10 protein-coding genes and 1 pseudogene are annotated in these 13,597 nt (G+C 27.6%); 1 reads left to right on the top strand and 10 read right to left on the bottom strand.

Features of this window, described 5'->3' with window-relative positions:
- Positions 1–266: 266 nt before the first annotated feature.
- From CM240_RS14495 to CM240_RS14460, 9 genes and pseudogenes are all read right to left on the bottom strand, one after another.
- A complete protein-coding gene (locus CM240_RS14495) occupies positions 267–1,079 on the bottom strand; it encodes a TdeIII family type II restriction endonuclease (protein ID WP_044040219.1) in 813 nt (270 codons plus the stop codon).
- An 86-nt stretch (positions 1,080–1,165) separates the two neighbouring features.
- Complete coding sequence (locus CM240_RS14490; RefSeq protein ID WP_044040218.1) at positions 1,166–2,251, bottom strand: DNA cytosine methyltransferase; 1,086 nt, start codon at positions 2,249–2,251, stop codon at positions 1,166–1,168.
- 543 nt (positions 2,252–2,794) lie between these two features.
- Positions 2,795–2,961, bottom strand: a pseudogene (locus CM240_RS18055) (transposase); the annotation flags it as partial.
- A 405-nt stretch (positions 2,962–3,366) separates the two neighbouring features.
- Positions 3,367–3,609, bottom strand: a complete 243-nt coding sequence (locus tag CM240_RS14485; RefSeq protein WP_044040217.1) for a hypothetical protein — start codon at positions 3,607–3,609, stop codon at positions 3,367–3,369.
- Positions 3,610–3,837: 228 nt separating this feature from the next.
- Positions 3,838–4,755 carry an exonuclease domain-containing protein gene (locus CM240_RS14480; RefSeq protein ID WP_044040216.1) on the bottom strand — a complete coding sequence of 306 codons (918 nt, stop codon included), beginning with the start codon at positions 4,753–4,755 and terminating at the stop codon, positions 3,838–3,840.
- 211 nt (positions 4,756–4,966) lie between these two features.
- On the bottom strand, positions 4,967–5,548 hold the full coding sequence (locus tag CM240_RS14475; RefSeq protein WP_044040215.1) for a DUF1062 domain-containing protein: 582 nt from the start codon (positions 5,546–5,548) through the stop codon (positions 4,967–4,969).
- A 260-nt stretch (positions 5,549–5,808) separates the two neighbouring features.
- Entirely contained in the window at positions 5,809–6,882 is a 1,074-nt protein-coding gene (locus CM240_RS14470) for an FUSC family protein (protein WP_051483880.1), read from the bottom strand.
- A gap of 27 nt (positions 6,883–6,909) precedes the next feature.
- The gene (locus tag CM240_RS14465) at positions 6,910–7,359 is read right to left on the bottom strand and encodes a MarR family winged helix-turn-helix transcriptional regulator (protein WP_044040214.1); all 450 of its coding nucleotides are present in this window, start codon (positions 7,357–7,359) and stop codon (positions 6,910–6,912) included.
- Between the two features lie 179 nt (positions 7,360–7,538).
- Positions 7,539–7,826, bottom strand: coding sequence for a CD3324 family protein (locus tag CM240_RS14460; RefSeq protein WP_044040213.1), 288 nt, complete (start codon positions 7,824–7,826; stop codon positions 7,539–7,541).
- Between the two features lie 420 nt (positions 7,827–8,246).
- Here CM240_RS14460 and CM240_RS14455 point away from each other — a divergent pair, with 420 nt between their 5' ends.
- Positions 8,247–11,813 carry a carbohydrate binding domain-containing protein gene (locus tag CM240_RS14455; protein WP_044040212.1) on the top strand — a complete coding sequence of 1,189 codons (3,567 nt, stop codon included), beginning with the start codon at positions 8,247–8,249 and terminating at the stop codon, positions 11,811–11,813.
- Positions 11,814–11,873: 60 nt separating this feature from the next.
- On the opposite strand, the gene CM240_RS14450 is transcribed toward CM240_RS14455, so the two are convergent.
- A complete protein-coding gene (locus tag CM240_RS14450) occupies positions 11,874–13,349 on the bottom strand; it encodes a protein adenylyltransferase SelO (protein ID WP_044040211.1) in 1,476 nt (491 codons plus the stop codon).
- Between the last annotated feature and the right edge of the window lie 248 nt (positions 13,350–13,597).

Below are 13,597 nucleotides of genomic sequence, written 5' to 3'. Positions count from 1 at the left end.
TTACATATTTATAAGTAACATGAATATAATTGCTTTAGTAAACTTTCGTAGTCTAAGATTTTTTATACTATTCTTATTGATTTTTTTCTCAATATTAAAATTTCATATTATAGAGAAGTTTATATTAGATATTTTAATAGTTTCTTGTATTTCCTCTCCCTTCTATGTCTATATTTTCACATAAAGGTTATAATATAACATTGAGTAGTGAAATATTATGTGACGAAACATTTAAAATAAATCATGCAAGATTGTTTATCTAACTTTTATATTCCTAAATAATTTTTTCTAATTTTATCTTTGCATTCTTCACCAACTTTATCGAATATATCTAGTAATTCACTATACGTATTATCATCCATACCAATTTTATTCCATAAATTTTCTCCAATTAATACATTATTATCACAATCCATATCAAATAGTTTATAAGGTATAGAATGAATAGACTTATAAGACTTGTCTTCTCCTGCTGGATTGTAAGGTAGAGCAAAATATGCTTGTGCATTTTTCTCAGATGTCATTAACCTTAATATGTCTTTTTTTGCAGCTTCCGTCTGATCTAAATTAGGTTTTACAGTTTTTAATGAATAATATTCTTCTGTTCCATCTTTACGTTTTATATATAAGTCAAATAGTACATTTACATCTTGATATCTATCAGTATCTAATTTTCTTAGAAACTCTAACTCTTCACTTATTGTCTTTAATTTTATACTATTTTTAGATTTAGTTTTTAAATTTTTCTTTCTTTGATTTTCTAATATATTATCTATTCTCTCTAATTGCCAAGAGTTTAATCTTATTATTTTTTGATATTGGTTTATAGCAATAGCACCAGATCCTTCAGCTATAATTCTAGCTATCTGCTCAAAAATACCTTGTCCTAAAGAAGTTACAAATGAACGTTCAAACTTAGAGCCTTTCCATACTTCTATTGGTACTAATCTATATCCGAATGGATTTTTTCTTTTTATTTCATCTTCATTAAATGGTTCATAAATTGTTCTCTTTTCAATAATTCGATTCATTACTTCTCTTAAATGTTCCTCAATCTTGCTTTTTGTTTCAATATTCATATATTTCTCCCATCCCCATTGCTAAATATAATTATATTATACATTAAAATTACCCAATTAAGATAATAAGTAGAAGATTATCCCTTCTACTTATATAATATTTCTATTAATTTACGTCCTAATATTTCAGCTAATTTTACAGGAACTGCATTTCCTATTTGAGTATATTGATCACTTATACTCCCATTTATCTTATAATCACTAGGAAATCCTTGTATTGCTAAGTATTCTTCTATACTTAATGGCCTATCTTCATATGGATGACCTATATTTGTACTCTTTTGTATAGGAGAGGTTAATAGTGTAGGACTAGGTTCATCAGCTTTTATTCTTCTAAAATACCCGGTTTTACCACCACCAGATTTATATGCTCCTCCCATAGCTTTTTCTATTATAGATTCATCTAAATCTCTCCAATTACCTCCACCCAAAGGTATTAATTTCATATATTTTAATCGTTCTTCTGAATACTTTACATAATTGTGCTTTATATTTCCTAAATTTTTTATTACATCACCTACTGTATTAAATGGATTTCCAGTACCATTTCCATGAGTTACTTCTGGAAATATATATGTTTTATTTAGATCTTTACGTATTCCTACAAAAATCACTCTTTCTCTTTTTTGCGGAATACCATACTCGGCTGAATTTACCACTTTATATTTTACATCATAATCCCTAACTTGACTTAGTAAATATTTTAGTGCGCTTCCCTTCTCTTCGTCTTCATGTAGTGGTGGAAACTCTTTACCTCTCTCATTTAAAGGTCTATGCTTTAATGGTGCAGAAAGTAACCCTTTTACGTTTTCTAGTAAAAACGCCTTAGGTTGAACTTCTTCGATTAAATCGATAAATTTTAACATTGCTTTTCCTCTTTCATCCGAAAAAGCTTTCCTCTTTCCCGCTGTACTAAAACTTTGACATGGACTTCCACCAAAAATTAAATCTATCTCATCAGTATCTTTTAACTTAGCATCTTGATAAATTTTTTCTTTAGAATAATCCATAATATCTCCATTTACTACATTAAATGTAGGATTATTTTGTTTTAGTGTTTTGCAGTATTTTTCTTCTAATTCTACACTTAATTTTACATCAAAGCCTGCTTCATGTATTCCAATATCTAATCCACCAGCTCCTGCAAAAAAAGAAATTGCAATTTTACTCATTTTTACACCTCTTGTTATTTCACGTCTTTGTAATTATATCATTTTTCTTATTATCGGTCCATAATTTTTGTTATGAATTATTTTATAAACTATAATAATTTACCTTGTTAGATAAAGATTTATTTCTTGCCCATATCCATTATGTAGTTACCCACTAGAAGCTCTACTATATATACTATTTAGTTTATATAGTATACTTTTACCATCACAAAGCATTTTAAACTCCTATCAATCTATCCTGATATTTTTAGTATTAAACTAAGCAATGTATAAATATGTTAATATCTTTCTCTATTTACTGTATAAGAATAATATATACAACAAGTAAATTATTGCATTCATTTCCACTATGTTTTGTTGTTATCTTAAACATCATTGAATTTTACTTCTCTTATTCTCTTATGTGATTTGCAATTGTTTCTCATTTAATCCAACTATAATTCATAATATCCATCAGACTAATACTGCCAATTCTAAAATTCATATTCCGAATTTAATACCTATAAAATATCTCATAAATTGAGATATACCAAGTTTAGGTTATATACTTACTAGCATATCTACATTATCTTTACATGCATTTGCTTCTATTATTTCTACTCCTTTATATTCACATAGCTTTCTTAATAACTTTCCTATATCCGCTTTTTCTTTCGATATATTATTCGTCTTATATACGTTGATCGAAATACTGTATGATATTTACAATTTCATTTACTGTGTTATTAATTACTGTTATCCATATGAATAGCATCCTCTGTAATTATAATTATAGTCAGCAACCCTACTATTATTTTATATTGAAAGTTTTCTTTTTTCTACTCATTGCTAAAAGCTATTTTAAATCAAAAATATACCCTATGATATTCATAATATAAATAGAGCCACCGCAATATTAAATAAAAATTTCTTTTGCAATGGCTCTTGAATTTATATCTCTATCTATTATATTTAAGTGTTATTATATTAATTTATGACTTCCTTATCTATATATTTTCTAAATTCTCTTAATAATGAAACACCTATTATAAAATTAGATGAAAAAAGAGCTGTTGCACAATAGATTAACCTTGTGCTTCAGACTCCTTTTCTTATGACCTTTGTTATATAAAAATCTATTCTGGTAACCCTAACCTTTTAATAGATAATAAGCATCTATAAATATCATTAAATGCCTCATACTCTTGTTTTAAGGTACTACTTAATATTTGTTGTGTATCTAGGGTGCCATATAATACACCTTCTGTAATTTCGATTTTTATATCTTCTACTTTATTACTTGAAAATATCATCAATTCTTCAATTCTTTCAGTACTAACATTTGCTAATAATTGTTCTAAAATTTCTTTTTTACTCATATCTACAGTTCCCCTTATACTATTTATAATAATAAACTAAAAAGTTCCCATAATAGTATTATATCATATTTTTACATAATTTTATTATTTTTTACAAAAAATTATTAATATTTTATTTTGAACTGCATTTTTTTTATGATTCAGATTAAGTTTTAAGCTATTTTCTATATGATTTATAATAAAATTAAACAACAATTTCCCTATCATAGAAAATCATTGTTTTGATAATTAATAATTTAAAAATTCTAACTCGTCAATTATTTTAATACTTTGTCCCTTTTCTTTAAGATCAACAGCTTTTCTAAGCTTATTACTCATTTCATTTCTTCTTAAATTTTCTATATCCTTTATATTTGTAACAAGAATAGTAGTTTTTTTAGTTACAGAAGTTCCTACTGTCCCTCCTAACCTTCTTACTAAAATCATTGCATCAGATCTATCCATACTTGATAATTTACCAGTAAAAACAACTACCTCATTTTCAAAAGCCCCTGGCTTAAAGTTATCTAGAATATTTCTGCAACTTCTCACTTCTTCTCTGCAAGAAGTTCTATAAACTCTTCCCTTAGTAGAAGAAGGCGTATATCCTGAATTATTAACAGTACCTATCGTAACACCTAGTAATCTTGATATTTCATTAATATCTTTTATCTCTAATTCATTACTAATATTTAATAATATATTGCTACAAGCCAGTGCATCATCTAAAGCATCATGGTGCTTAAATTCATATCCTAAAAAGTTATTTACTGTATTTAATTTTGCATTATCAAGATCTCTATAGAAGTTTCTAGCAAGCTTCATTGTACAAATATAATTGAACTCCGGAGCTTCTATTCCATATAGATCTAATGTATTTCTAAGTACAGAAATATCAAAAGAAGCATTGTGAGCTACTACTAAGTTATTATTAAAGTGATGCTTAACTTTATCCCACACTTTATCGAATTCTAATTCATTTTCAACCATAGCAGGTCTTATACCATGTATACCAATATTTATTGGCATAAACCTCATTTCCTTTGGTCTTATTAAATGATGTATTTTTTCAACGACATTTCCGTTCTTTACAACTATAATACCTATAGAACATGGACTATTTCTTTTTTCATTTGCTGTTTCAAAATCTATTGCGATAAAATTCATTTATTTTCTCCTATAATTCCTTAATGTTTAATTTCCTAATTAGTACTATCAAAGTTTTTCAGAAATATTATATCATTATTCTTTTTAATATTATATCTATTAACTTCACTTTCTTCCGCTTTTGTCTGTGTAACTTAATTTTCATAAATGTACGTGACGTAAATAAAAAAATAGAAGCTATTGTAACAGCTCCTACTCTATTATTTATTTTCTATAAATTCTTCACATACAACTCAATAGAATTGACTATTTTAACCTTCATTAGCTTATTACTACTGTTGCTATTTATATATCCATTATCTATCATAAATTTAACCTTACTTCTAGATAAATTCAAATTATCACTAAGAAACTTGTCCATCCTTATTTCTAATGGAAATTTAGTAGTAATAGTTATTATTGAATCTGCATTAATAAAACCTTCTTCTATAATATATTTATTAACCTTATATGAAATATTCTCTAATATTACTTCAGCTTTATTTTTTCTATATATCCCTATATCAAAACTATACATTTTAACTAGGTCTTTATCATTAGAAAGAAAACTTTTATACTCTTCCTTATCTATTTCTCTAGGATTTACTCTTTCATAAATAGCCATATTCCATGTAGACTTACATTTCTCACATTGGTATATAAGCCATACATCAATATTATTCTTATTTGCATTTACTCTAAACTTTTCTGTATTTATAAATGAAGTCTTACATTTACATTTAGGACAACTTCTTTTTACTACTGGCAAATTATTCGGTACCAGCTCCCATCTATATCTATTAAAACAGCTCATTTTGCATCTCCATATTATTTATTTTTTATGGATTTAGCAAAGGCCATTTCATTATAATATTTATTTAATGCAATAACCTTCGCTATGCATTAATAGTGATTTCTTTCATAATCTAAACCTCCTTTTCCTTATCTAAGATTAATTTTATCATTACTATATTACAATATATACCTCATATTCTTTTTATAAACAAAAATAAGGCATATAAAATAAAAAAGCTGTAGTAAAACTAACTTTACTACAGTAATTTTCAAATATAATTATAAAGTGTCATTTGGATCAATAACTAAGAATTTCTCAAATATGTTTTTAATTAATCCATATCCATTTGTAATAAACCAAATATAAAGAGCCCCCAAAATATTAGCAATAATACGTAATAATATTGCATTACTCAAACCAAATATAGTTACTGCAGCAGATAGCGCTCCAAATGTATTAAACACCACTTGCCATCTATATGTTGCTGAAAATCCAACCATAATACCACCTAACATTCCAATGACAGCAACAGACTCCTTTGGAATAGCAAAGTAAATAACAGTAAATACTACACATCCTAATATTGAAAAAATTGGTCTCTCTATCATTCTACCTATAACTTTATCTTTTTGTGGTTGCATAATGGACATACAAGCAAAACCTATCCACATCGTTCTTTCTAAATGAAGTAATTCACCAATTAAAATACCTGTGGAAATTATTATACTAATTTTTATTTGCCATCTTGTTCTAGGATCTCTTATATCTATATCTTTTAAAATATCTAAAAACCTATTTTCAAATTTCTTTTTTCTCTGTTTAAAATAGAATATAGAAGCTACAATTAGACCTCCTAAAATTAAGGCAAAAATACGATTTATATAGACCTCTTTACTATTAACTTTATATCCATATAGTAATAAATATGATAATACTATAGTAGATTGATTTGATAATTGAATATTATGACAAGATATAATAATCAAAATCAGAATTGAAATAAAGTTAATCATTAACGCCAAATACGGATTGCTTATAGATGCTAAATATGGACAGATAGCATAAATCGCATATATTCCCAAAATAGCAAAAACAGTTTCTTTTACATTAAAATCTAAATTAGAAAATCTAAATGTTAATAATAATATAACAGATACCACACCAACTATACTATTATCTTCTCCAAAAATTGCCGAAAAGATAGATACAAAACTAATGCAAAATATCAAACATAAAACAGATTTTAATATAAGTGCAGCAATATATTTTCTTTTTTCTTTACTATCTTCGCTTTCTTTTATCTTTGGCTTTAAAACTGCCGGACCTAATTGCATCATTTGATAAAATGACATATCTTTCCCACCTTCCAATATGAAGTTTTACTCTTTTGTTTCTTTATCTTTATGATAATATGTATTAGCTTTTTCAATATATTTCATAAGATTTTCAAAATCTTTATCTCCCAGATTTCTATATAATTGATATATAGGACTTAAATAATACTTATATATATCTTCAATTTTTTTCTTTCCTGCATCAGTTATAGAAACGTAATATCTTCTCTTATCAATCTCATCTTTTTCTTTTACTAAATAGCCACTTTTATTTAATTTCTCAATTACTCTACTAATAATAGCTTTATCTAGACCCATATAATCACTTAATTCCATTGGCGTCATTTTCCTTTTACTTATTGCAAGTTGAGATAGTAAGTCAAGGTGTTGAGCAGGTATTTCATATTCTTTTTTATTACGAAGAATTAGATTTCTGCTAAAAAATCTTATTTCTTGCATATTCTTTATCATATTAACCCAATTAGGATCTTTCAATTTATCACCTCATAAAATTAATTTAGTTGACTTTATCAACTAAATTAATTTTATTATATTTACAAATTTCAGTCAATTATTTTCATGAAAATAATTGTTAACAATTTAAGTACACTAATTTCGTAATAAAAAAATAGGGATCATTTCTATTTTTGATCCCTATCTCTTTAATTGTTGTATTAATTCCTTTCTAATACAGCTCTTTTTTCTTGTAACACTATTCTTTCTATGCTTTTCATTGATAAGAAATATTTTTCAGCTATTGCTTTTATTTTCATCCCTGCTAAATAATCTTTATAAATATTTTTATTTCTTATCTTTAACGTTTCCTTTGTAGAGGTATTACTTCCCCATGATAATTTATTCTCATCCTTTTTAGGTATATAAATACACTGTCCATCAATATATTTTTGAATCAATTCTATTACCTCTATTGGTAAAATATCTTCTGCTTTTTTATAGCTCATTTTGCCCTCCTAAATAAATTAATATTTTAGGAATAGCAAAGGCTATAACTATTTACTTCTTAGTGTTTGCTATAGCCTCTACTATGCAAACAAAAAATCTCTACCCATAAAATACTTCCCTCCTTATATATTTCTTAATATATCACTTTTTAATTTTCTTGTATATGATACTAATTAATTTTTATTTCAACTTTATATCAATATATTTAATTACGTAATTTTCACTATTACATAAATTCTTTTCATATTACACCGCTTCTCTTAATTTATTTTTCATATGATTCTATGCATTTTTCAATGCACTATTTATAATTATATTAAATTGTATACGTATTCTTTTGTAATATTATCTAGTTTTTTCACTTTATTTACATTATTTTCTTCTTTTATGATAAAATTTATTACTAAGGAGGGGTTTAAATGAAAAAAAGAGTATTATCAATTTTTGTAACAACTGCAATGGTTTTTTCACTTTTTTCTACAGATATTCAAGTAAAAGCTGCTGAAAAAACTAACATTTCTATTGAAAATTCTAAAAACAATTCAAACAAAATCTGCTTAGATCATGGAAGCTTTGGTGCTACTGATCTCACAAAAGAAGAAGAAAAACGTATTGAAGAAAATTATGAAAAAACTACTACTGAAAATTTAAACGATTTAGGTCGTGAAAGATTAGCTGAAGAATCACCGAATTCTTCACTTTTTAAATCAAATGATTTTGATACTACAACATTACCGCAATCAGTAGATAACAGTGAGGAAATGTGGTTCCCTGAAATAGGTAATCAAGATCGTATTGGATCATGCACTAGTTTTGCTAGTACATATTATCAAATGACTTATACTGTAAACAAAACTGAAAATAGAAATGGAAAAGATTCCGCTAATGTCTGTTCTCCAAAATGGACATATAATCTTATTAATGGCGGAGACGATAACGGAAGCTGGATTTCAAGTAACTTTGCAGCAATCAAAAGTGTTGGAGTCGCTTCTATGAAAGACTTTCCATATATAGGTTCAAAGTCTGATCCACGTAATTATCGCCAATGGTGTACTGATGAAGCAACTTGGAAAGATGCTCAAAAATATACAATTGATGAAATGGGATATGTACCATTATCTAATCATATTAGTGGTCCCGATGATGAAGATTTACAACCTTTAAAAACTAAATTAGCAAATGGAGAGATTTTAACTTTTTCAACCTACTGGTACTCATGGAATTTTTCTTATATAGATGATATTGAAGATGATAGCTCAGATGATGACCATGTCGGTGAACTAATTGGAATCTATTGTGACAATACCTATTCTGGTGGACATGCCCTAACTATAGTAGGTTACGATGATAACATTTGGGTAGATATTAATGGTAATAATAAAGTTGATCAAGGTGAAAAAGGTGCCCTTAAAATTGCAAACTCTTGGGGATCTAATTGGGGAAATGATGGTTTTGTTTGGGTAGCTTATGATATGCTAAACAGATATACTGAAGTTCCAAATAACCCATTATCAGATAATAATCGTCACCAACTAACAAAAGATATAAATGGTGCATATTGGATAACAACAAAACCTTTTTCTGAAAAATCCAATTTATTTGCAAAAGTTAAATTAAATACAGCAAAAAGAAGTGATATCCAAGCTACAATAAAAGCAAAAAATAAAGAAACTGGTACTGAATATACATATACACCATATCCATTAAATCGTGTCGGTGGATCTTATTCTTTTGATGGAACTACTTCAGCTAGCGATTGTACTTTTGTTTTTGACTTATCAAAGTTAATAGATGGAGTAACAGAAGAAGATTTATATAAAAATGACTGGTCTATTGATATTCAAGACTGTTCCAATAACAATAATCCCGTTATAGTAGAAGACTTTAAAATTCTAGATGACTTTTCAGGTAAAATCTACAATTCTAATATTACTTCTTCTATAAAATTAGATGGCAGTGGAACCACACTAAAAGTTGAATTCAACAAAACTTCTGCACCAACAAACTTATATGCTACAAAAGTAGATAATTCAAATATTAAATTACAATGGACAGCACCTAAAAGTGATAACACTTCAATATATGAAGTTTATTGTAATGATTCTTTATTAGGAACAACTAACGAATTATCATATATCGATAAATATAGCAATGATGGTTCTATAAAAAAATATGAAGTAATAGCTGTCGACAATAATGGCAATAAATCAAATAAGTCATCCAAAACAACAATTGGTGGAAAATCAGTAACTATTTATTATAATAAATACATAAATCCTAATATTCATTATTCCATAGAAAATAACCAATGGACTACTGTTCCAGGAGTAGCAATGAATCCTTCAAACACGTTAAATGGATATAGTGAATTTACTATAGACTTAGGTGATGAAATCTCTGTAGAAGCATGTTTTAATGATGGTAGTGGAAATTGGGATAATAATAACTCAAAAAATTATATATTTAATAGTGGTTCTTATATTTTAAATGATGGTAAAATAACATCATTTACAGTTCCTTTAAAGATAAATGAATTTAAAACTGTTAATTACTATAATCCATCGGAAGACAAGTCATGGGGATACATTTATGATTCTGTAGGTTTTTCTGTTAATACATCTGGCGGATATGGTAAGTATAAATATAGATTTGGATACAATATTCTTGGTACATATTATATGATTCAAGATTACTCTGAAAACTCTTCACCATATTTCTACCCCACTAGGGTATTTCCTTATACAATGATTGTTGATGTAATGGATGAAGAAGGAAATGTTACTACAAGTAACTATATCTACAACTCATTTGATCATCTAACTATGGAAGATCTATCAGTTGAAGGAGAAAAAGTAGCTCATAAACCTCTCACTATTACTGCTACTACATCTGGTGGAAGTTATGGTGAAAATTGGGGACGTAAATATACCGTATACACTATTTTAGGTAACACAAAAACTATACTATCAGATAATTCTTCAGATAGGACAAAGCACGAATTTAACTGGACTCCAACTACTGCTGGTGATTATATAATAGGGGTAGAAATAACTGATACTCTAACCGGGGAACATGTAACTAAAGAAACTAATATTACTGTGAATAGCGCAACATATGAACCATTAGAAATAAAAGACTTTAAAACAGTTTCTTTTTATGATTTTTCTAAAGATCAACCTTGGGGCTATACTAATGGTAAAGTTAGTTTTTATGTAAATGCTACTGGCGGTTATGGTTCATATAAATATAGATTCGGATACAATAACAGAGGTATTTATCACTTGATTCAAGACTATTCAGAAGATACTTCTTTATATTTTGAACCAAATGAAGTATTTCCTTATACAATGGTTGTAGATGTAATGGATGAAGACGGTAATGTTGCTACAAGTTACTGTACATATAATGTATATGATAGAATGAAAATAGATGATTTTACAGTACAAGGATCTAATAAAGTTAATAGTCCTGTTTCACTTACAGCAAATATTAGTGGTGGCGGATATACTGCTAGCGATAAACACTACTCATTCTACGTAATCCATAACAATACTAAAACTTTCATTGCTGAAAATTCTTCAGAGAACAATACATCATGGATACCTACTAAATCTGGTATCTATACATTAGGTGTTGAAGTAACCGATACTGCAACAAATTCTACTGTAACTAGCGAAACTCAATATACTGTAGAAAGTGATAATATAGCTGTAATATATTATAAAAATTCTTCAAATTGGACCAATGTATACTTCCATTATAAAAAAGGAAATGGTGAGTGGACTACTGCTCCAGGAGAGTTAATGAAGGATTCTACTACTAAGCCAGGTTATAAAGAAATCACTATAGAACTAGATGATAGCTCAGAATTAATAGGTTGCTTTACTGATGGTTATGGTAACTGGGATAGTAAGTATAGCGAAAACTACTCCTTTGGAAAAGGATCATATATATGCGAAAACTGGGAAGTTACCAAAATTGATTAATAAATAATAATAAAAACCAGCGAATTTACAATACTTCGCTGGTTTTTTATACTACATATTCTATGTTCCACAATAAGTTCTATACTTACAGCCATTTGACTTCGGCAACATCGAATAATACTCATTTATATTTGAATAATCATAAGGTCTAGTAATAGCATCTAATAAAGATTTCATTACAGTGAAGTCATTATTTTCTGTGGCAGCTTCCAAAGCTTCTTCAACTCTATGGTTACGAGGTATCACTATAGGATTATTTTCTTCCATAAGTCTCTTTGAAGCTTCTTCATCTTCCTCTTGTCTTGATAACCTTTCTTTCCATAAATTATTCCAACTTTTAAATTCTTCCATCTTAAATATGTCCATTCCTTCTAATTTACTAAGTGTTAAACTACGAAATGTATTAGTATAATCAGCTTTAGATTTATACATTATTGCTAATAAATCATCAATTAAATCCTTATCTTTTTCTTCTTCATTAAAAATACCAAGCTTCTTTCTCATTCCTTGGTACCAATATTTCTTATATAAGTTACCAAAATTTGAAATAGATTTTTCCGCTAATTTAATAGCTTTCTTTTCATCTTCATCCAACAATGGTAATAATGATTCTGCAAATCTTGCTAAGTTCCACATTGCAATATTAGGTTGATTACCATAAGCATATCTACCATAGGTATCAATAGAACTAAATACTGTTTCCGGATCATAAATATCCATAAAGGCACAAGGTCCATAATCTATAGTCTCACCACTAATAGTCATATTATCAGTATTCATAACACCATGTACAAATCCTACAAGTTGCCATTTTGATATAAGACTAGCTTGTTTATCTACCACTTCATTAAGAAGATATATATACGGATTACCTTCATAATCTTCTTTTTTATAATGCCTATTTAAAGTATAGTCTGCTAAGGTTCTCAGCTCTTCTACACTTCCCCAATTTGCTGCGTATTGAAAAGTCCCTACACGAATATGACTACTGGCAACTCTAGTTAGTATTGCACCGTCTAATATTTTTTCTCTAATTACCTTTTCCCCTGTAGTAACTACCGCTAAACTTCTTGTAGTGGGTATACCCAAAGCATTCATTCCTTCACTTATAATATATTCCCTAAGCATTGGTCCTAATGCTGCTTTTCCATCTCCACCACGAGAATACTTTGTTACTCCTGAACCTTTTAGTTGTATATCATATCTATTTCCATTTTTACTTATATATTCACCAAGTAGTACTGCTCTACCATCTCCTAGCATAGTAAAATGACCAAATTGATGACCAGCATAACTTTCTGAAATAGGTGTAGAGTCTTCTAAAATCTTATTTCCTGATAGAAAATCTACTCCTTCTTTACTTTTTAAGAAGTCTTTATTTAACCCCAAATCATCAGCTAAAGAATCATTAAATATTACTAACTTAGGTGAAGGACTATCACTTGGCTTTTGCCTAGAGTATAATTTTTCTGGAAGATTTGAATATGTATTTTCTAATTCAACACACTTTGTTATAATAATATCTTTATCTTTCATGATATCTCCTTTTATCTTTTGTAATTAATTTATTACTATTTAGTCTATACCTTGAAAGCTTAAATATTCTAAACTATTACTTTTTCATAAGGAACAGTAACCTTAAAAACTTCATATGCCCCATAAAAATCTTCTTCAGTTAATTCTACTATTTTAATATTCTTCATTTTGTTCTCCTTATAATATTGTACGTGACGTATTTTTATTTCATTTTAATCTTAATATTCTTTGTTACTTAAATGACGATT

Origin of the sequence: Clostridium bornimense (genome assembly GCF_000577895.1) — a bacterium.
Taxonomy (GTDB): domain Bacteria; phylum Bacillota; class Clostridia; order Clostridiales; family Clostridiaceae; genus Clostridium_AN; species Clostridium_AN bornimense.
This window is presented reverse-complemented; position numbering and strand designations above follow the sequence as displayed.

Bases quoted from the DNA above. Each gene is read 5' to 3' on its own strand.
- CM240_RS14455 (WP_044040212.1), top strand. From the start codon at position 8,247: ATGAAAAAAAGAGTATTATCAATTTTTGTAACAACTGCAATGGTTTTT.
- CM240_RS14460 (WP_044040213.1), bottom strand. From the start codon at position 7,826: ATGAGCTATAAAAAAGCAGAAGATATTTTACCAATAGAGGTAATAGAA.
- CM240_RS14470 (WP_051483880.1), bottom strand. From the start codon at position 6,882: ATGTCATTTTATCAAATGATGCAATTAGGTCCGGCAGTTTTAAAGCCA.
- CM240_RS14495 (WP_044040219.1), bottom strand. From the start codon at position 1,079: ATGAATATTGAAACAAAAAGCAAGATTGAGGAACATTTAAGAGAAGTA.
- CM240_RS14480 (WP_044040216.1), bottom strand. From the start codon at position 4,755: ATGAATTTTATCGCAATAGATTTTGAAACAGCAAATGAAAAAAGAAAT.
- CM240_RS14490 (WP_044040218.1), bottom strand. From the start codon at position 2,251: ATGAGTAAAATTGCAATTTCTTTTTTTGCAGGAGCTGGTGGATTAGAT.
- CM240_RS14450 (WP_044040211.1), bottom strand. From the start codon at position 13,349: ATGAAAGATAAAGATATTATTATAACAAAGTGTGTTGAATTAGAAAAT.
- CM240_RS14485 (WP_044040217.1), bottom strand. From the start codon at position 3,609: ATGAGTAAAAAAGAAATTTTAGAACAATTATTAGCAAATGTTAGTACT.
- CM240_RS14475 (WP_044040215.1), bottom strand. From the start codon at position 5,548: ATGAGCTGTTTTAATAGATATAGATGGGAGCTGGTACCGAATAATTTG.